12 protein-coding genes, 4 tRNA genes and 1 pseudogene are annotated in these 17,717 nt (G+C 59.2%); 5 read left to right on the top strand and 12 right to left on the bottom strand.

From position 1 onward, the window contains the following. Window positions 1-295: 295 nt before the first annotated feature. The 6 genes and pseudogenes from CKW30_RS10920 to CKW30_RS10895 all read right to left on the bottom strand — a co-directional run bounded on the left by CKW30_RS10920 (window position 296) and on the right by CKW30_RS10895 (window position 7,902). Window positions 296-4,969, bottom strand: a complete 4,674-nt coding sequence (locus CKW30_RS10920; RefSeq protein ID WP_256584316.1) for an RHS repeat-associated core domain-containing protein — start codon at window positions 4,967-4,969, stop codon at window positions 296-298. A 239-nt stretch (window positions 4,970-5,208) separates the two neighbouring features. Further along, a pseudogene (locus tag CKW30_RS10915) lies at window positions 5,209-5,615 on the bottom strand (sel1 repeat family protein). Further along, window positions 5,616-5,987, bottom strand: coding sequence for a hypothetical protein (locus tag CKW30_RS10910; protein WP_003223109.1), 372 nt, complete (start codon window positions 5,985-5,987; stop codon window positions 5,616-5,618). Next, a complete protein-coding gene (locus tag CKW30_RS10905; RefSeq protein WP_056783977.1) occupies window positions 5,984-6,325 on the bottom strand; it encodes a helix-turn-helix domain-containing protein in 342 nt (113 codons plus the stop codon). The genes CKW30_RS10910 and CKW30_RS10905 overlap by 4 nt, the downstream gene beginning before the upstream one ends. Before the next feature lie 112 nt (window positions 6,326-6,437). Then, entirely contained in the window at window positions 6,438-6,893 is a 456-nt protein-coding gene (locus CKW30_RS10900; RefSeq protein ID WP_016773733.1) for a YkvA family protein, read from the bottom strand. A 292-nt stretch (window positions 6,894-7,185) separates the two neighbouring features. Then, complete coding sequence (locus tag CKW30_RS10895) at window positions 7,186-7,902, bottom strand: FKBP-type peptidyl-prolyl cis-trans isomerase (RefSeq protein WP_016773732.1); 717 nt, start codon at window positions 7,900-7,902, stop codon at window positions 7,186-7,188. A 269-nt stretch (window positions 7,903-8,171) separates the two neighbouring features. On the opposite strand from CKW30_RS10895, the gene CKW30_RS10890 reads away from it, so the two are divergent. Both CKW30_RS10890 and CKW30_RS10885 read left to right on the top strand, forming a co-directional pair. Beyond that, entirely contained in the window at window positions 8,172-9,983 is a 1,812-nt protein-coding gene (locus tag CKW30_RS10890; RefSeq protein ID WP_095180772.1) for a di-heme-cytochrome C peroxidase, read from the top strand. Continuing rightward, window positions 9,980-11,149, top strand: a complete 1,170-nt coding sequence (locus CKW30_RS10885; protein ID WP_095180771.1) for a catalase family protein — start codon at window positions 9,980-9,982, stop codon at window positions 11,147-11,149. Before CKW30_RS10890 ends, CKW30_RS10885 begins: the two co-directional genes overlap by 4 nt. Before the next feature lie 89 nt (window positions 11,150-11,238). Here the strand turns inward: CKW30_RS10885 and CKW30_RS10880 are convergent. The 4 genes from CKW30_RS10880 to CKW30_RS10865 form a co-directional block, all read right to left on the bottom strand. Further along, window positions 11,239-11,315, bottom strand: a tRNA-Asp gene (locus CKW30_RS10880). Between the two features lie 19 nt (window positions 11,316-11,334). Further along, window positions 11,335-11,410: transfer RNA gene (locus CKW30_RS10875), tRNA-Val, on the bottom strand. Between the two features lie 189 nt (window positions 11,411-11,599). After that, window positions 11,600-11,676 (bottom strand) — tRNA-Asp (locus tag CKW30_RS10870). A gap of 19 nt (window positions 11,677-11,695) precedes the next feature. After that, a tRNA-Val gene (locus CKW30_RS10865) sits at window positions 11,696-11,771 on the bottom strand. 159 nt (window positions 11,772-11,930) lie between these two features. Between CKW30_RS10865 and rdgC the strand changes: the two genes are divergently transcribed. The 3 genes from rdgC to sugE all read left to right on the top strand — a co-directional run bounded on the left by rdgC (window position 11,931) and on the right by sugE (window position 14,394). After that, window positions 11,931-12,851 carry a recombination-associated protein RdgC gene (gene rdgC, locus CKW30_RS10860; protein WP_024012190.1) on the top strand — a complete coding sequence of 307 codons (921 nt, stop codon included), beginning with the start codon at window positions 11,931-11,933 and terminating at the stop codon, window positions 12,849-12,851. Between the two features lie 143 nt (window positions 12,852-12,994). Then, the gene (locus CKW30_RS10855; protein WP_041479525.1) at window positions 12,995-13,960 is read left to right on the top strand and encodes a bile acid:sodium symporter family protein; all 966 of its coding nucleotides are present in this window, start codon (window positions 12,995-12,997) and stop codon (window positions 13,958-13,960) included. 119 nt (window positions 13,961-14,079) lie between these two features. Beyond that, window positions 14,080-14,394 carry a quaternary ammonium compound efflux SMR transporter SugE gene (gene sugE / locus CKW30_RS10850; protein WP_041479526.1) on the top strand — a complete coding sequence of 105 codons (315 nt, stop codon included), beginning with the start codon at window positions 14,080-14,082 and terminating at the stop codon, window positions 14,392-14,394. 103 nt (window positions 14,395-14,497) lie between these two features. Here sugE and CKW30_RS10845 read toward each other — a convergent pair whose 3' ends face one another. Then, window positions 14,498-16,369: an MFS transporter gene (locus CKW30_RS10845; RefSeq protein ID WP_095180770.1), complete on the bottom strand. Its 1,872-nt coding sequence runs from the start codon at window positions 16,367-16,369 to the stop codon at window positions 14,498-14,500. Between the two features lie 96 nt (window positions 16,370-16,465). Next, entirely contained in the window at window positions 16,466-17,617 is a 1,152-nt protein-coding gene (locus tag CKW30_RS10840) for a TDT family transporter (protein WP_095180769.1), read from the bottom strand. Between the last annotated feature and the right edge of the window lie 100 nt (window positions 17,618-17,717).

Here is a 17,717-nt window from a genome sequence, read left to right as displayed (position 1 = left end):
GAATTAACGGGCACAAAGTTTAATATCACGACATCCCGATCATCAATACCATCGCTGGAGCCAATTTCTTTAATAGACAAAGTAAACACTACAATCGAAAACCTAAACCCTTTCGATTTATGAATAAAATCGTAATATTGATGCGGATCGCCTGAGAAAGAATATTTGTATATAGCATATATTGAGACCCATTTTCGACTTGAGTGATCTTTGCACGGAAGTTCTTGTGCAATATTGTCGTAGCTCGTCCCTTCGAGTCCATACCATACGCTACGAGCGATTTTCTTCTGCTGTTTCATTTTTGACCTGCAAATGAGTTTGGCCAGTAAATTCGGATTACTTTGCCGTCCTTTGGATGCAATTGTAGATGAGGCATGACAGCATGCGGATCGTCAGGACTATGATTTGCCATGTAAACTTTTCGATTCACAACATTAGATACAGCTGTGTCATCCCAGTGATAGTACGATTCTTTCCCAAAGGGCGTTTGGAAATAGTCTTTGGCGGTAACGGAATTGAACTCTTCAGCATTCCTATATCCTTGACCTAAATATTTCCCTCTGAACAATTCTTCAGCTTCAGCTCGACTGTTAACAGTAACGTCCTTAGCACCTTGATCCAGCAGCGCAGAAGCTCGTTTAACGCTAGGACTCGACCATTCTATATCCGGTGGAAGAGGTTCTCTGGTATCAACCTTTGCATTCCCGCATGGTGCCGTTGGATTCCCTTTTCCGTCTCCATCTGGCGGGCATCCGTTCAACCCCAACGGATCCACCCACCCCGTCGGATTCGGCACGTACTGGTACTGATTCAACCCACCCGCCAGCTTCACCGGATCCGGCGTCAGATACCGCCCAAGCCTCGGGTCGTAATACCGATGCCGGTTGTAATGCAGGCCACTTTCAACATCGAAGTACTGCCCCTGAAAACGCAACGGTTGGTCGAGGTAGTCTTCGCCGGCCAAGGTCACAGCGGCGACTTTGCCGTAGGCGTCGTATTGCGCGGACCAGACGATTTCGCCGCTGTAGTCGGTGAGTTCCTGCGGGGTGCCGAGGTGGTCGAGTTGGTAGTAGAAGGGGCAGGCTTTTTTCGGGCCTTTGCCGTCGAGCATCGCCAACGGGCGGAAGGTGCCGGGTTCGTAAAGGAAGCTGCGGTATTGGCTGGCGCTGCTTTCGGCGACGAGGTGTTCGCCTTGCCAGAAGAATTCGGTGACGGCGCCGTCGATTGTTTTGCGGATGCGCCGGCCGAAGGCGTCGTAGTGATAAGTGGCGGTCTGGCCGTCGGGGCGGGTCAGGCCGATCAGGCGGTGCTGGCAGTCGTAGCGGTATTCAGTGACCAGGGTCTGGCCGTGGCCTCGGCGTTCGCGGATCAGGTTGCCGAAGGCGTCGTAGTCGTAATGACGGTCGCCCTGCATCAGCAGACGATTGCCTTTGATCTGCGCAGGGCCGGGGCGGTCCTGCATCAGCAGGTTGCCTGCCGGGTCGTGGGCGAAGGATTCGGGCAGTTCGTCGCGCGAGTGACGTACGCGGATCAACCGGTCAAGGGCGTCGTAGCCGTAGGTGCGCTGGCCGTGGCGGCTGTCGGCGATGTGCTCGAGATTGCCGTTGGCGCTGTAGGCATAATCGCGGCGGTACAGCGAAGCGTGGCGATGACCTACAGCGTGGGCAAGCAAGCGGCCCTGATCGTCGTAGGAGTATTCGCTGAGCAGCAGACCTTGCTGGCGTTGCTGTTCACGACCGCAGTGGTAGACGTGGCGCGTGAGCGGCGTGCCATTGAGGTCGATGGCTGACAGCGCACCGCCCTTGGCGTAGTGATAATCGAGCTTGCTGTTGTCCGGCAGGCGCAGGCGTTTGAGCTGGCCGCAGGCGTCATAGGCGTAGCGCAAGGTGCCCCAGCCCTGATGCTCGGTGATCAGCCGGTCCTGACGGTCGTACTCGAAGGCCAGCGGATGGTTCTGCCCGTCCTCGACACCTATCAACCGACCGAGGCGATCGTAGTCGTAGCGAACTTTGAGCCCATCGGGCAGGGTTTTGACCAGCAAACGCCCGGCCTTGTCGCGCTCATAGTGGGTGACCAGACTGGGGCCGAAATCACCAAACTCGGTCTTCTCCACCAAATGACCATTAAGGTCGTAGGCATAAGCCGTGCGCCGCCCATCAAACCCGGTTTCCTGTCGGATCAATCCGGTCGGCGTGTAATCCAGTCGGTACTTTTCTCCGGACTCGTTTTCAATCTCGGTCAGCAACAGCCGCGCATGGTCATAGCGGTACTGCACGTGGGTGCCGTCGGGGTTGATCCGCCGCGAGACCAGGTGCAGGTCGTCGTCATATTCATAGCGGGTGATGCGCCCGAGCTCGTCGCGCTCAGCGGTGATCTGGCCGTAAGCGCCGTAGCTGTAGGCGCGCGTGCTGCCCGTAGGAGAAGTCGTCAGGATCAGTCGGCCGGCGGCGTCCCACTGCTGACGACTGACGACACCAAATTCGTCCTGGGTGGTAATCCGCCGGCCCAGCGCATCGTAGGAAAAACGCCGCACGCCGCCGTCCGGCAGGGTTTCTTCGATGAGCTGGCCGAGCTCGTTCCACACCCAGCGGTGGCGGCTGCTGTCCGGATAGCGCAGCGACAGCAATTGGCCGCGCAGGTTGTAGTAGTAATGGGTGACCTGGCCGTCGGGATCGACCGCTTCGGTGACGGCGCCTTCAGCGTTGCGCCGGTAGATCCACACCGCATCACCACGGCAACGCTTGTAGAGAAAGCCGTTGCGGTACTCGTAGGACGTTGGTGCATCGTCCGGCGGAATCAGCGCGATCAGCCGTCCGACCTCGTCATAGCGGTATTCGGTAACCGCGCCCAAAGCATCCTGCTCGGCGATCAATCGCCCCTGCTGGTCATAAGCCTTGAGCTGTTCACCGCCATCGGCCGCAACCTGGCGCACCAGTCGCGCGCGCTCGTCGTGGACGTAGACTTCTTCGGTACCGTCGACGTAATGCACGGTCACGCTGGCGTCGTCATCGTTCCAGACGTAACGGGTGTTCATCTGCGAGAACGACGCCCAATGCCTCACGCAGCGCGCCGCTTTGCCCTCGCGCTGCCACTCCCAGAAGAAGCTCGCGCCGCCGGTCAGCTGGCGCTGGAGGATGACGTGGTGATCGTCGTAGTCGTAGCGTTCACTGTCGCCGACCGCGTTGGTCGCGGTCAGCAGGCGTTGCCGGGCATCGAAGCTGTAGGTGGCGAGGGTTTGCTCGGTGGTCCACTCGCCTTGGACGAACACCTGATAATCGACTGCCACCAGCTGCGTGCGGTCATAACGCAACAGCAATGAGCGGCCGGCGCCGTTGTCCAGACGCTGAATGCGGTCGGAGCGATCACGTTGCAGGGTCAGACGATTGCCGTAGACATCGCTGATTGCGGTCAGCCGGCCGGCGCGAAAGTGGTAGAAGCGCGCGTTTTCCCCGGCCAGGGCGAGGATCAGTTCTTCCGGTTCATCACCGAGAAAGATCGCCGCCCGCGACAGGCTGTTGTGAATCGCCGGACGCGCGACGTTGGGCAGGGGAAACCGAGTGCGGCGGTTTTCGTGGTCGATCCAGATCACGCCATCGCCGTCGAAGGACAGGCGATGGGCCAGCGTGTGGCTCCAGCCGAAACCCAGGCCGATGTCGATCTCGACCGCGCTGCTGCGGTACAAGCGGGTGAACTCGAAGGGCAGCACGCCATCAAGCACCGCGTCGGTCAGGGTCAGCAGTTCCTCGCCGGTGACCATCGACACCGGACAGCCGTTTTTGCAGGTATTGGCGACGCAGTCGGCGGCGTCGCCGTTGGGGTTTTTTGCCTGGTCGGGGACGTCGTCGTGCTGTTCGTCTTTCTTCAACATGGCGTTGCGCTGGGCATCCCAGCGCAATTGCATCCGGCCCTTTTTCACCCCGGCGGCGATGCCGCGCGCGGCAACGGCTTTGTAGCGGTCGACGTATTCAATGAAGGCGCTGACGATGCTGAACAGCGCCTTGACCAGACGCTTGGCGACGTTGAACAGCTGCGTTGCACGGTCAGCCAGACGCAGCGTCAGATAAGCGATCCCCGCCCCCGCTCCGACAAACGTCAGCACCACGCTGATCAACACATCGATGATCAGTTGCACGATCATCATCGACGCCACTTCAGCAGATTTGCCGGCAATCTCGCTGGGCGGCAGCATGTCCAGCCACAGGCTTGCCGACCGCAGCAGCAAGCACATCGCCGCTTCGTCACTGACCAGCAACTGCAGCTTTTCCATGAGATTTGGCGCGGTCTGTGCCAGCTCGATCAGCTCAGCCGCGCCACTGCCCAAACGCTCGGCAAACTTGCCGGGGTCCTGGAGAATTTCCGAGAGCAGTCCGAGGCTGTCCCATACCCCCTCGATGGCCGCCCAACTGCCGGCGAGCATGCCGTTGCTGGCTGCGGTCGCCACCGACTGTGACCACTGCGGCTTGAAACCCTGCCACTCGCTACGCAGCCAGCGTTTCAGTTCGCCGGTCAAACCGTTGTAGGATTTGAACAGCTCGTCGACTTGACTGGAGGTGACAGCGCTGTGGACCAGAACGCGGTAGAACTTGCCCTCTTCGCCTCTGAATTCAGCCTTGCCCTGCTGATCAAGGGTGACCGGGCTGGTTTTGCCGCTATCCACGTCGACCACATCGACGGAAATGTTGCCCAGCGGGATGTCGTAGACCGATTCGAACTTGCTCTCGATCTGCATGAGCCCGCCCTGCGGGCACTGGACAACGCTGGAAGAAAACTCCTCGTCGCTGCTACTGACCGCCGTGCGGCTATCGCCGAAGCGGATGATCCGCTCCATGCCCACCAGCGATGGCAGGTCTGCTGCCTCGCTGATCTGGTCCACCCTGCGACTGAGCCAGTGATCGAGCTGTTTGCGGTAGAGGCTGAGCGTTTGCGGGAAACTGTCGAGTTCCTGCTCGATGCGAGCGATGGCTTCCATCAACACACGCAGGCAGACAAGGTGGGCTGAAAAACGGGCTGAAGCATGAGCGGTCCCTCGCGCAAGAAATTAGTCGCGGGAACTGTGCGGGGGATCAGAAAGGAAAGAAGTCAGGCGAGTAGGCAAAGGATGTAGGACTAATCTGCAATCCAACATCCAGCGAAAAACGTGCAGGCAAAAACGTAAACGCGGCGTGAGGAAAACCTCACGCCGCGTTTACTTAGAAGACATACATGGAATTACTGCGTTGAATCACCAGCCTTCAGCTGTTGCAGCTTCAGCTCGGCCAACGGATGCCCGGCCTTGGCGGCCATGCTCCACCAACGAGCGGCCTCAACGGGATCCGGCGCCTTGCTCGGGGTACCGGCGAGGCTGATGACGCCGACTTGATACGCCGCTTTACCGTCGCCGGCAAACGCCGCCAGACGCAGTAAACGCACACCCTCTTCACGCGCGCCCAACCCGACGCCGCGAAAAGTCAGAATGTGCCCATAAAGCTTTGAGCATCGACATCGCCGAGGTTGGCCATGCGCGCGAACTGGCCTTCAAGCCAGCGCCAGCCACGCGGCTGGCGAACGAACCACGACCAACGAAACAACCTGCGGGCCAGCCAATAACCGGCCCGCGCCTTGAGGCGCAGAAACACTCAGGCCTCCGCCGATTCCGGGTATTCGTATTCGAAGACGCGCACCACTTCCGACGCATGCCAGGACGCCGCTGCAACGCCATCCGACGGCCCGGAAAAGCGCCCCAGACGCTCGACACATTCAAAAAACCCGGTACGCGGCAAACGACTGGCGCCCTGACTGATGACCAGCGAACTGCGCAACGGCTGTTCGGCTTTGGCGTCCAGTGCGGCCAGATGCTCCAGCGCAGCCGTCAGTGTCTGCATCGCCGGCGTCGGCAGCTGCAAACGCTCAAGCAAGGCTCGATAAGTGAGAAGATGGCGCTGACGACGCGCCTGGTCCAGTTCCCCCAGCAATCCGTCCCAATGTTGACGACTGATGCGTACGCTCACGATTCGTCCCTCCAACCCGGCACCGTCAGTTCCCAGGCCAGGCTGCGGCGAATCGCGGCGTCGGGCTGACGCTCACCACTTTCGATCATGGCCAGATAAGACGGGCTGATACCTACCGTGCGGGCCAGCGCCTCGATGGCGATGCCCTTCCCTTCGCGCAAACTGCGTAATTGATCCAGACCCGGAAGAATCGGCTCCGGCGAGGCGGCGAGCGGCGCTGCTGGCTGCTGCACCGGTGTTGCGTTGATCCCTGCTGCTTTCAGTAAAGCCTGATATTGAGCCCACGGCAGAACCGCGTATTCGGGTTCGCCATCGCGTGCAATTATCTGAATATCCATGACTACCCCGTAGGACAACACCACTTAGCGAGTCGGCACTTTTCCCTAGAAGTGTAATCCTAACAGCGGCCAAGGTCGCGAGTGGTATCTATCTGTAGGCAGTCTTCGTCAGTCAGGGCTTTTTCGGGCCTTGCAGCTGCAATTGTTCAGGGGTATCAGGGAGGCGTTCAACCACCGCCAGCTTCTCCGGTTGCTGGCGCTTGCGCCACAGACGAAAGGCGTTGAGCTCATCATCGAGGGTTTTCATCAGCCAGGCGAGGACAGCGATGTCATCGAGCATGCCGAACATGGGAATGAAATCCGGAATGGCATCGACCGGGCTGAGGAAATACATCAGGCCGGCCACCACCGAAATCAGCGACTTGGCACTGATCGCGCGATACTCGCCACGCCAGTAGGCCAGGCACAGCGACTGCAGCAAGCGCAGATCATCCTTGAGTTTGCCCAGGCGATTGCCTTGCGCGGCGCCTTTGCTGGCCACGGCAAACAACAGGGTCGGCAAGCGTCCACGGGCCAGCAGGCGACCGGCCAACGGCAGGAATCGAGCGAAATTCCACGGAGCTTTCATCTATTCTTCCCGTTGAAATGTTATCCACACAAATTGTGGATAACCTTGTGAACAGAGCTGCATTTCAGCGCTGAGAGCCCCGTTTCATAAGGGCTGCGCTCAGATCGGGCGTTTTTTACTCACATAAAAAAGCCCAATATTTCATTGACTTGGCAGCTCAGGGCGTCTAGCGCGGGCAGCCTCAAAGCTATGACTGTGCTGATCGCTGTCAGTTCGCTCTGTTTACCTTCCCTGACCTGCAGATGCAACAACGCCCCGCATGTGCGAGGCGTTGTTTTCGAGCCGTTGCGTGTTACTTGGCAGCGGCGTCTTCTTTGGCTGGATCCTTGATGGCCAGCAGTTCCAGGTCGAAAACCAGAACCGAGTTGGCCGGGATTGCCGGGCTTGGCGACTGAGCGCCGTAAGCCAGATCGCTAGGGATGTACAGTTTGTACTTCTCGCCAACGTGCATCAGTTGCAGACCTTCAACCCAACCCGGGATCACGCCACTGACTGGCAGATCGATCGGGCTGCCGCGCTCTACGGAGCTGTCGAACACGGTGCCGTTGGTCAGCTTGCCGGTGTAGTGAACAGTTACGACGTCGGTCGGCTTAGGCTGTGGGCCGTCGGCTTTCTTCACTACTTCGTACTGCAGGCCGGAAGCGGTGGTGGTCACACCGGCTTTCTTGCCGTTCTCTTCGAGGAATTTCTTGCCGGCGGCTGCCGACTCTTCACTCATCTTGGCCATACGCTCTTCAGCACGTTTTTGCAGCGAGGCGAAGGCTTCGACCAGTTCTTCATCTTTCAGCTTCTGTTCTTTCTTGCCAACGGCATCTTCGATGCCCTGGGCTACCGCTTTGGAGTCCAGATCATCCATGCCTTCCTGGGCAAGGCTTTTGCCCATGTTCAGGCCGATGCCGTAGGAAGCTTTTTGCGCCGGGGTTTTCAGCTCTACGCTGGTCTGCGAGTCACAACCCGCGAGTACCAGGCTAACCAGGGCTACCGCCGCCGCCAACCGATGCTGTTTCATGCTATTTCCTTGTTCATGCGCCGAATGGGCAATCGAGTAAAGCCGCGAGCTTATCAGGCCGCCACGACCAATGGCTACCGGCATGAGAGCAGGAATCTTCCGATAAGTTCAGGGATTAAAACGCATTTGGGCAACGGCTGGATGAAGCTTCTGTCATCCACGGACGACAAGCGTCATCGGAGCTTGCCTCAGCGTCTGGCGTAATGGCCACTTGCCCAGCAGTCATGGCTCAGGCATAACAGCGCAACAATTCGACAAGGATGTTTAACTTGCGCCTTCTATTCCGCGTTCTCACTCTGGTGATCGTGCTGGCGATAATCGCCCTCGCGGTGATCGTCTATTACGTCGCCAGCCCGAAATTGCCCTTCTACACCCCGCCGCAACAGGTACGTTACCTGGATCAATGGAGCGAAGAGCAACGGCAGACCTACTACTTCACGCCCCAAGGTACGCAAGTCAAAGGCCTGCGTTACGAGTGGTTTCAGGCATTGGAATTGCCCTTCTCCGAGCAGCGCTTCGCCTCCCCTGAATATCTCGCCCGTTTCGGCTTCCTGGTCGACCCGCAGCAGAAAGCGAGCGCGAACAACCCCGGCAACCTTCCCGTCGGTTTTGCCCGGCACCAGAATCCCGGCAACGCCTCGGAGCATTATCTGGACATCACCTGCGCCGCTTGCCACACCGGCGAGTTGCGCGTCAAAGGCCAGGCCGTACGTATCGATGGCGGCAGCGCACAGCACGTGCTGCCTTCCAGCGTTCCTACGTTGCGCGGTGGCAGTTTCGGACAGGCCCTGGTCGCCAGTCTCGCCTCGACTTACTACAACCCGTGGAAGTTCGAGCGCTTCGCCCGCCAGGTGCTCGGAGATGATTACGAAGCGCGCCGCGAACAATTGCGCAGCGAGTTCAAGACCTCGCTGAACACCTTCATCAAAGTGGCGTGGAACGACACCCATCGCGGCCTGTACCCGACCGAGGAAGGCCCGGGGCGCACCGATGCGTTCGGCCGGATTGCCAACGCGACGTTTGGCGATGCGATTTCCCCTGCCAACTACCGCGTAGCCGATGCCCCGGTGGATTATCCGCAGCTGTGGGACATGTGGACGTTCGATTGGGTGCAGTGGAATGGCTCGGCCCAGCAGCCGATGGCGCGCAATATCGGCGAAGCGCTCGGCGTCGGAGCCACATTGAATTTCTTCGACGGCAACGGCCAGCCGCTGCAAGGTGCTGAGCGCTACCCCTCCAGCGTGCGCGTGCGCGATCTGCACGCCATCGAAGAAACCTTGCAGCAGTTGAAGCCGCCGACCTGGCCGGAAGATCTGTTCGGTGCGATCGACAAGCCGCTGGCCGCCAAAGGCCGCGCGCTGTTCGCGGAAAACTGCGTCGGCTGCCATGTCCCGCGCCAATCGCAGGAAGGCGAACGCTGGGTGCAGCACTTGCACATGCTGCCCGTAGACGTGATCGGTACCGATCCCAATGCGGCCAACAACGTTGCCAGCCATCGTTTCGACCTGAGCGCGCTGCAATGGGATGTCAAAGAGTTGGAAAAAATGGACGTCAGACTGCACCCCGAACCTAAAGCGCCGCTTGATCTGAGCCAATTGTCGGTGGCCAAGGGCCTGGCTTACGTCACCGCGTTCGTGGAAAACCGTGCCTATCGCGACGCGCAGATCACGCCGGAAGAAAAACCGCGCATGGACGGTTTCGGCCTGCCGATCGGCGTGCGCGAGAAGGTCGCTTACAAGGCTCGACCGCTGGCTGGCGTGTGGGCGACTGCGCCGTTTCTGCACAACGGTTCGGTGCCAAGCATCTATCAGTTGCTGTCACCGCAGGATGAGCGCGCCACCACCTTCTATAAAGGCACGCTCGAATACGACCCGCACCACCTCGGCTATCGCACCGAATCTTTCACCAACGGTTTTCTGTTCGACACGCGCATCAGCGGCAACCATAACAGCGGCCACGAATTCCGCGCCGGCGCTCGCGGCAACGGGGTGATCGGCCGCCTCCTGCAACCAGAGGAGCGCTGGGCGCTGCTCGAATACCTGAAAGTGCTGGGCGGACCACTGGAGGCGCAGTTGCCATGATCATGCCGACATTCAAAAAAGAACTGCCGCCACTGGCTCGCTTCTGGCTCTGGTTGGGGCGTTTGCTTGGCAAGACGCTGCTGATCCTGCTGATCATCGGCCTGCTCGGCTGGGCCATCGCCGCCGCGTGGTTCGCTTGGCAGCATCGTGGGCCGGTGTCGGCGCAGGAACAGATTCCACCAGGCGAAGCGGCGATGACCCAGGACATCATTCAAACCGCTGTGCGCATCGTCGACCAGCATCGCGAAAGCACGCGTTATCTGCGCGATGCCCACGCCAAAGCGCATGGCTGCGTGAAGGCGCAAGTGCAGGTTTTACCGGAACTGGCGCAATCGCTGCGACAGGGGGTGTTCAGCGAGCCGGGCAAGACCTGGCAGGCGCTGATCCGGTTGTCCAACGGCAATGCCTACCCACAATTCGACAGCATTCGCGACGCGCGCGGGATGGCAATCAAGCTGTTCGAGGTTTCTGGCAAGCAACTGCTCGGCAATCGCCAAGACCAGCATGAACAGGATTTCGTGATGTTCAGCCATCCGAATTTCTTTGTCAGCGATGTCGCCGAGTATCGTCAGAATGTAGCGGCGCAGGCTGACGGCAAGAAGGTCATGGCGTTTTTTCCGACGTGGGATCCGCGCACCTGGCAGGTCCGCCATCTATTCATCGCGTTGGCAACCCTGTCAGCGCCGCCGGACAGTCCGACCGAGACTACATATTTCTCGGTATCGCCCTACAAGTTCGGTGAGGCCAATGCGAAATTCCGCGTCGTGCCGGATCCGGAGCGTTGCCCGGCGTATACCTTGCCCAAACAGAATCACGACTTGCCGAATTTTCTGCGCAGTGCACTGAATCAACAGTTATCCACGGATCGGGTGCCGGCGTGTTTTGCCCTGCAGATCCAGCGCCAGGACGCGAACAAGTACATGCCGATCGAGGACACCAGCATTGAGTGGCGTGAGCAAGATGCACCGTTTGAAACCGTGGCGCGGATCACTCTGCCTGCGCAGGACTTCGATACGCCGGCGCTGAATCTGCAATGCGACAACCTGTCGTTCAACCCGTGGTTCGGCATCGAGGCGCATCGGCCGATTGGCGGGATCAATCGCTTGCGCAAGGCAGTGTACGAGGCGGTGAGCGATTATCGGCATGCCCGCAATGCGGCGCAGTAGCGCGGCGATTTCATAAATCGCAGACAGCAAAAAGCCCGCACAAGGCGGGCTTTTTGTGGTGTCTGGCGTTCAGTTCCAGATACCGAATATGGCGCAGCGGACGGGACTCGAACCCGCGACCCCCGGCGTGACAGGCCGGTATTCTAACCGACTGAACTACCGCTGCGCGAAACGCTTGAAACGAATGGTGGGTGATGACGGGATCGAACCGCCGACATTCTGCTTGTAAGGCAGACGCTCTCCCAGCTGAGCTAATCACCCTTCGCTTCGTTACGGGGCGCATTATGCCACAAGTTTTCGTAAAGTGTTGATTTAATTGAATATTTTTCAAAAAATCTGAAAACCGGTGAAACGATACATCCCGCGGGTACAACCTTGAGACAGAAAAAAACCCGCATCAGCGGGTTTTTCCGTGGTTACCTGGCGTTCAGTGGTCCAGGTTACCGAATATGGCGCAGCGGACGGGACTCGAACCCGCGACCCCCGGCGTGACAGGCCGGTATTCTAACCGACTGAACTACCGCTGCGCTAAACACTTGAAACGAATGGTGGGTGATGACGGGATCGAACCGCCGACATTCTGCTTGTAAGGCAGACGCTCTCCCAGCTGAGCTAATCACCCTTCGCTTCGGTGTGGCGCGCATTCTACGGAGCACCCCAACCTCTGGCAAGCACTTTTTTAAATAATTTTCCGAGGCCTTCCAAAGGCTTAGAGAAGGGTTGGCCTATGCCCCGGCGAAGACAATAATGCCCCCCTTTGTATAAAGGAGTGACTCGCCCCATGTGGTTCAAGAACCTGCTGATCTATCGCCTGACCCAAGACCTGCCTGTCGATGCCGAGGCGCTGGAAACTGCACTGGCGACCAAACTGGCGCGGCCGTGTGCAAGCCAGGAGCTGACCACTTACGGTTTCGTCGCACCATTCGGCAAGGGCGAAGATGCGCCGCTGGTGCATGTCAGCGGCGATTTCCTGCTGATCTCTGCGCGTAAAGAAGAACGTATTCTGCCGGGCAGCGTGGTGCGTGACGCGGTCAAGGAAAAGGTCGAAGAGATCGAAGCCGAGCAGATGCGCAAGGTCTATAAGAAGGAACGCGACCAGATCAAGGATGAAATTATCCAGGCGTTTCTGCCGCGCGCGTTCATCCGTCGTTCGTCGACCTTCGCCGCGATCGCGCCGAAACAGGGCCTGATCCTGGTCAACTCGGCCAGCCCGAAACGCGCCGAAGACCTGCTGTCGACGCTGCGCGAAGTGATCGGCACCCTGCCCGTGCGTCCGCTGACCGTGAAAATGGCACCGACTGCGGTGATGACCGAGTGGGTCACCACACAGAAAGCCGCCGACGATTTCTATGTACTGGACGAGTGCGAACTGCGCGACACCCACGAAGACGGCGGCATTGTCCGTTGCAAGCGTCAGGACCTGACCAGCGAAGAAATCCAGCTGCACCTGAGCACCGGCAAAGTCGTCACTCAGCTGTCGCTGGCCTGGCAGGACAAACTGTCGTTCATGCTCGACGACAAGATGACCGTCAAGCGCCTGAAATTCGAGGATCTGCTGCAGGATCAGGCGGAACAGGACGGTGGTGATGAAGCCCTGGGCCAACTGGATGCCAGCTTCACCCTGATGATGCTGACCTTCGGCGACTTCCTGCCGGCGCTGGTTGAAGCGTTGGGTGGGGAAGAGATGCCGCAGGGGATCTGACTCTGACGAGCATCTAACCTGTGGGAGCGAGCCTGCTCGCGAAAGCGGTGCGCCAGCAACATTAATGTATCTGGCTCACCGCTTTCGCGAGCAGGCTCGCTCCCACAATGTTTTGTGGTGTAACCAATAATAAGGATCAAGCCATGCGCGCACTGGCTGCACTCAGCCGCTTTGTCGGCAATACCTTCGCTTACTGGGTTCTGATATTCGCCGTCGTGGCCTTCCTGCAACCGGCGTGGTTCATTGGCCTGAAAAGCGCGATCGTACCGCTGCTGGGTCTGGTGATGTTCGGCATGGGCCTGACCCTCAAGCTCGACGACTTCGCTGCCGTCGCTCGCCATCCGTGGCGGGTGGCGCTGGGCGTGGTTGCACATTTCGTGATCATGCCCGGTGTGGCGTGGTTGCTTTGCCAGGTGTTTCACCTGCCGCCGGAAATCGCCGTCGGGGTGATTCTGGTCGGCTGCTGCCCGAGCGGCACCTCTTCGAACGTGATGACCTGGCTGGCACGCGGTGATCTGGCGCTTTCAGTGGCGATTGCCGCGGTCACTACCCTCCTCGCCCCACTGTTGACCCCGGCACTGATCTGGCTGCTGGCCTCGGCGTGGCTGCCGGTATCGTTCATGGAGCTGTTCTGGTCAATCCTGCAAGTGGTGCTGTTGCCGATCGTTCTCGGCGTGGTCGCGCAGCGTTTACTCGGCGACAAGGTGCGGCATGCGGTGGATGTATTACCGCTGGTGTCGGTGGTCAGCATCGTGATTATCGTCACCGCCGTGGTCGCGGCGAGTCAGGCGAAAATCGCCGAGTCCGGCCTGCTGATCATGGCGGTGGTGATGCTGCACAACAGCTTCGGCTATCTGCTCGGCTACTTCACCGGGCGCCTGTTCGGCTTGCCGCTGGCTCAGCGCAAGTCGCTGGCACTGGAGGTCGGCATGCAGAATTCGGGACTGGGCGCGGCATTGGCCAGTGCGCACTTCTCGCCACTGGCGGCGGTGCCGAGCGCGCTGTTCAGCGTCTGGCACAATATTTCCGGGGCGCTGCTGTCGACGTACTTCCGGCGCATGAGCGAAAAAGAAGATCGCGACAACCTCGCGCAAAGGGCTGCCGACTGAGCTGAAAACTTGATCCCCGGGTTAATGCTCGTCAGTATATTGCGCAACGCGGGGACGACCCTGCGGCTCGATCGAGTCATTCATCTGGGGACGACCCCGTCAATCGATGGAGGTCCTGCATGTCCTGGATCATTCTGTTTTGCGCCGGTCTGTTCGAAGTCGGCTGGGCCGTCGGGCTGAAATACACCGACGGCTTCACCCGCCCGCTCCCCACCGCCCTGACCGTTGCCGCCATGGCTATCAGTCTGGGTCTATTGGGCTTGGCGATGAAGGAATTGCCGTTGGGTACGGCCTATGCGATCTGGACCGGCGTAGGTGCGGTGGGCACGGTGATCGCCGGGATCATTTTGTTCGGCGAGTCGATGGCATTGATTCGGCTGGCCAGTGTGGCATTGATCGTTACCGGGTTGATCGGGCTCAAGGTCAGCGCTTAAGCCACCGGCCCCATCGCTGGCAAGCCAGCTCCCACAAGATTGGTGTACACCATCGAACCTGTGGGAGCTGGCTTGCCAGCGATGAGGGCCGTCCAGTCAACAACTATCTGACGGATCCGCGCAATTCCCCCACCAACACCTGCAACTTCGCCGGCTCGGTCCCTTCGGTAATTGCCGGCCCCGCCACCAGCGTCACCCGCGACCACAAGCGATGGAACAAGCCCTTGTTCGGATCGCGACTGAAGAAACTCCCCCACAATCCTTGCAGCGCCAGCGGAATCACCGGCACCGGCGTCTCCTCCAGAATGCGCGTCACGCCGCCGCGAAACTCGTTGATCTCGCCATCGGCGGTCAATTTGCCTTCCGGGAAGATGCACACCAGCTCACCGTCCTTCAGATACTGAGCGATGCGTGTGAAGGCTTTTTCGTAGATCTGGATATCTTCCTGGCGTCCGGCAATCGGAATAGCGCCCGCCGTGCGAAAGATGAAGTTCAGCACCGGCAAGTCGTAGATCTTGTAGTACATGACAAAGCGAATCGGCCTACGCACCGCCCCGCCGATCAGCAAGGCGTCGACGAACGACACGTGGTTGCACACCAGCAGCGCCGCGCCCTCGTCCGGGATCGCTTCAAGGTTGCGGTGCTCGACGCGGTACATGGAATGGCTGAGCAGCCAGATCATGAAACGCATGCTGAATTCCGGAACGATCTTGAAGATGTAGGCGTTGACGCCAATGTTCAGCAGCGACACCACCAGGAACAGTTGCGGGATCGACAGCTTGGCGACGCTCAACAAGACGATCGAAACAATCGCCGACACCACCATAAACAGCGCGTTGAGAATGTTGTTGGCGGCAATCACCCGCGCCCGTTCGTTTTCAGCCGTGCGCGACTGGATCAGCGCGTACAGCGGGACAATATAGAAGCCACCGAAAATGCCCAGGCCAAGGATGTCGATCAACACCGCCCAGGTGTGCACGAAGCCCAGCACCGCAATCCAGCTATGGCCGGTGACGCTGTCCGGGATCCCACCGGAATGCCACCACAGCAACAGACCGAACACGGTCAGGCCAAACGAGCCAAACGGCACCAGACCGATCTCGACTTTGCGCCCGGAGAGCTTTTCGCAGAGCATCGAACCCAGCGCGATGCCCACCGAGAACACGGTCAGGATCAGCGTGACCACGGTTTCGTCACCGTGCATCCATTCCTTGGCGTAGGCCGGGATCTGCGTCAGATAGATTGCCCCGACGAACCAGAACCACGAGTTGCCGACAATCGAGCGCGACACCGCAGGCGTCTGGCCCAGACCGAGTTTCAACGTCGCCCAGGACTGACTGAAGATATTCCAGTTCAGGCGCATTTCCGGCGACGAGGCCGCCGCGCGCGGAATGCTGCGGCTGGCCAGATAACCCAGCACGGCAATGCCGACGATCGCGGCGGAGACTACCGGCGCGTAGTGCTCGGACGACATCATGATCCCGGCGCCGATGGTGCCAGCGAGAATCGCCAGAAACGTGCCCATTTCCACCAGACCGTTGCCACCGACAAGTTCATCGTCGCGCAAGGCCTGCGGCAGGATCGAATACTTCACCGGGCCGAACAGCGCCGAGTGCGTGCCCATGGCGAACAGCGCCACCAGCATCAGCGACAGATGATCGAAGAGGAAGCCGATCGATCCTACGGCCATGATGGCGATTTCCGCGAGTTTGATCAGACGGATCAGCGCGTCCTTGGCGAATTTTTCCCCGAACTGCCCGGCCAGCGCCGAGAACAGGAAAAACGGCAGGATAAACAGCAGCGCGCAGAGGTTGACCCAGATCGAGCGATCGCCCTCGATGGTCAACCGATAGAGGATGGCGAGGATCAACGACTGCTTGAACACGTTGTCGTTAAACGCGCCGAGCGACTGGGTAATAAAGAAGGGCAAAAAGCGCCGGGTGCGCAACAGGTTGAACTGTGAGGGGTGACTCATCTTCCGTGTTTCCTGATGTTAGGTAGTGAGGCCTGGGTGCTTGTTATTGGAATCCCGCACCACGATCCAGGCCACACCTTACCTAAACTTTTCGGATTATTTCTTCAAACCTGCAATACACGGCGAGACAAACAGCTCGCCACGCCACGCGCCCTGCACGGTGCGCTTGCCGACGATCAGCCACATTGCAGCCAACAAAATCACCAGCGCCGTACCGAACACACTGAAAAATGTCAGGTTGAGGATACTTGCCAGTTTCAGCGTCGCCAGCGAATACACGCCCAATGGGAAGGTGAAGCCCCACCAGCCGAGGTTGAACGGAATGCCGTCACGCAGATAACGCACGGTGATCAGCAGCGCCATCAACATCCACCACAGACCAAACCCCCACAGCGTAATCCCCGCCACCAGGCCAAGGCCCGAAGCGATTTCACCGACGCCAGCCAGGCCATTGGCGGCAAAAATCGCTGGCGCCTCACCGCCCAACAGCAACATGCCCAGCGCACCGGTGCCGATCGGACCGAGGGCCAGCCAACTCGACGCGGCCATGTTTTCGTGAGGTAGCTTGTGCAGAGCCATACGCAACAACAGGATGGTCAGAATGCTGAACGCCACCGGCAGGGAGAAAGCCCAGAGCACATAGCTGGTGGTCAGTACGACGAGTTGCCCATGGGCGTCGGTCAGATGCGGGGCGAGCAAACCGCCGCTGGCCGCTGCTACTTCCGCCGCCACCACCGGCAGCAACCAGACCGCAGTCATCTGATCGATGCTGTGTTCCTGACGGGTAAACATCATGTACGGAATCAACACACCGCAGGCCAGCGACATCGCTCCATCGATCCACCACAACACTTCAACGAGCTGAATGACACCGTCGCCCCAGCGCGGCAGCCCGAACAACAGAAAGCCGTTGATGATCGTCGCCAGGCCCATGGGAATGGTGCCGAAGAACATCGACACAGTGGAATGACTGAAAATCCGCCGCGCCTCGTCAAAGAACAAAATCCAGCGCGCGGCGTAGGCAGCAGTAAACAAGCTGAACAACAGAATGTTGAACAGCCACAGCCCCTCGGCCACGACGCGTAATCCGGGAATGGCCAGCGGCAACTGGGCCAGCGCCAATGCCAGCACACCGGTGCCCATGGTCGCGGCGAACCAGTTCGGCGTGAACTGGCGGATCACTTCACGCGGATGCTGAAGCTGGCTGAAAGGTTTGTAGCCGGGGGTGACACTGTTGGGGCAAATCATCATGAACTCCTGTCCTCTGGTGAGGTGGAGTCCATGGTAGATCCGAATCGAATATCGATATAACGGGTAATATCTCTAACTGTTATCTGTTTTGCAGATA

It is taken from the genome of Pseudomonas sp. Irchel 3F6, from assembly GCF_900187595.1.
GTDB classification, from domain to species: domain Bacteria; phylum Pseudomonadota; class Gammaproteobacteria; order Pseudomonadales; family Pseudomonadaceae; genus Aquipseudomonas; species Aquipseudomonas siliginis.
This window is presented reverse-complemented; position numbering and strand designations above follow the sequence as displayed.

What these genes read in the sequence shown, in the direction of transcription:
- CKW30_RS10920 (WP_256584316.1), bottom strand. Translation starts at nt 4,969, where the DNA reads ATGGAAGCCATCGCTCGCATCGAGCAGGAACTCGACAGTTTCCCGCAA.
- CKW30_RS10905 (WP_056783977.1), bottom strand. Translation starts at nt 6,325, where the DNA reads ATGGATATTCAGATAATTGCACGCGATGGCGAACCCGAATACGCGGTT.
- CKW30_RS10900 (WP_016773733.1), bottom strand. Translation starts at nt 6,893, where the DNA reads ATGAAAGCTCCGTGGAATTTCGCTCGATTCCTGCCGTTGGCCGGTCGC.
- CKW30_RS10895 (WP_016773732.1), bottom strand. Translation starts at nt 7,902, where the DNA reads ATGAAACAGCATCGGTTGGCGGCGGCGGTAGCCCTGGTTAGCCTGGTA.
- CKW30_RS10885 (WP_095180771.1), top strand. Translation starts at nt 9,980, where the DNA reads ATGATCATGCCGACATTCAAAAAAGAACTGCCGCCACTGGCTCGCTTC.
- rdgC (WP_024012190.1), top strand. Translation starts at nt 11,931, where the DNA reads ATGTGGTTCAAGAACCTGCTGATCTATCGCCTGACCCAAGACCTGCCT.
- CKW30_RS10855 (WP_041479525.1), top strand. Translation starts at nt 12,995, where the DNA reads ATGCGCGCACTGGCTGCACTCAGCCGCTTTGTCGGCAATACCTTCGCT.
- sugE (WP_041479526.1), top strand. Translation starts at nt 14,080, where the DNA reads ATGTCCTGGATCATTCTGTTTTGCGCCGGTCTGTTCGAAGTCGGCTGG.
- CKW30_RS10845 (WP_095180770.1), bottom strand. Translation starts at nt 16,369, where the DNA reads ATGAGTCACCCCTCACAGTTCAACCTGTTGCGCACCCGGCGCTTTTTG.
- CKW30_RS10840 (WP_095180769.1), bottom strand. Translation starts at nt 17,617, where the DNA reads ATGATTTGCCCCAACAGTGTCACCCCCGGCTACAAACCTTTCAGCCAG.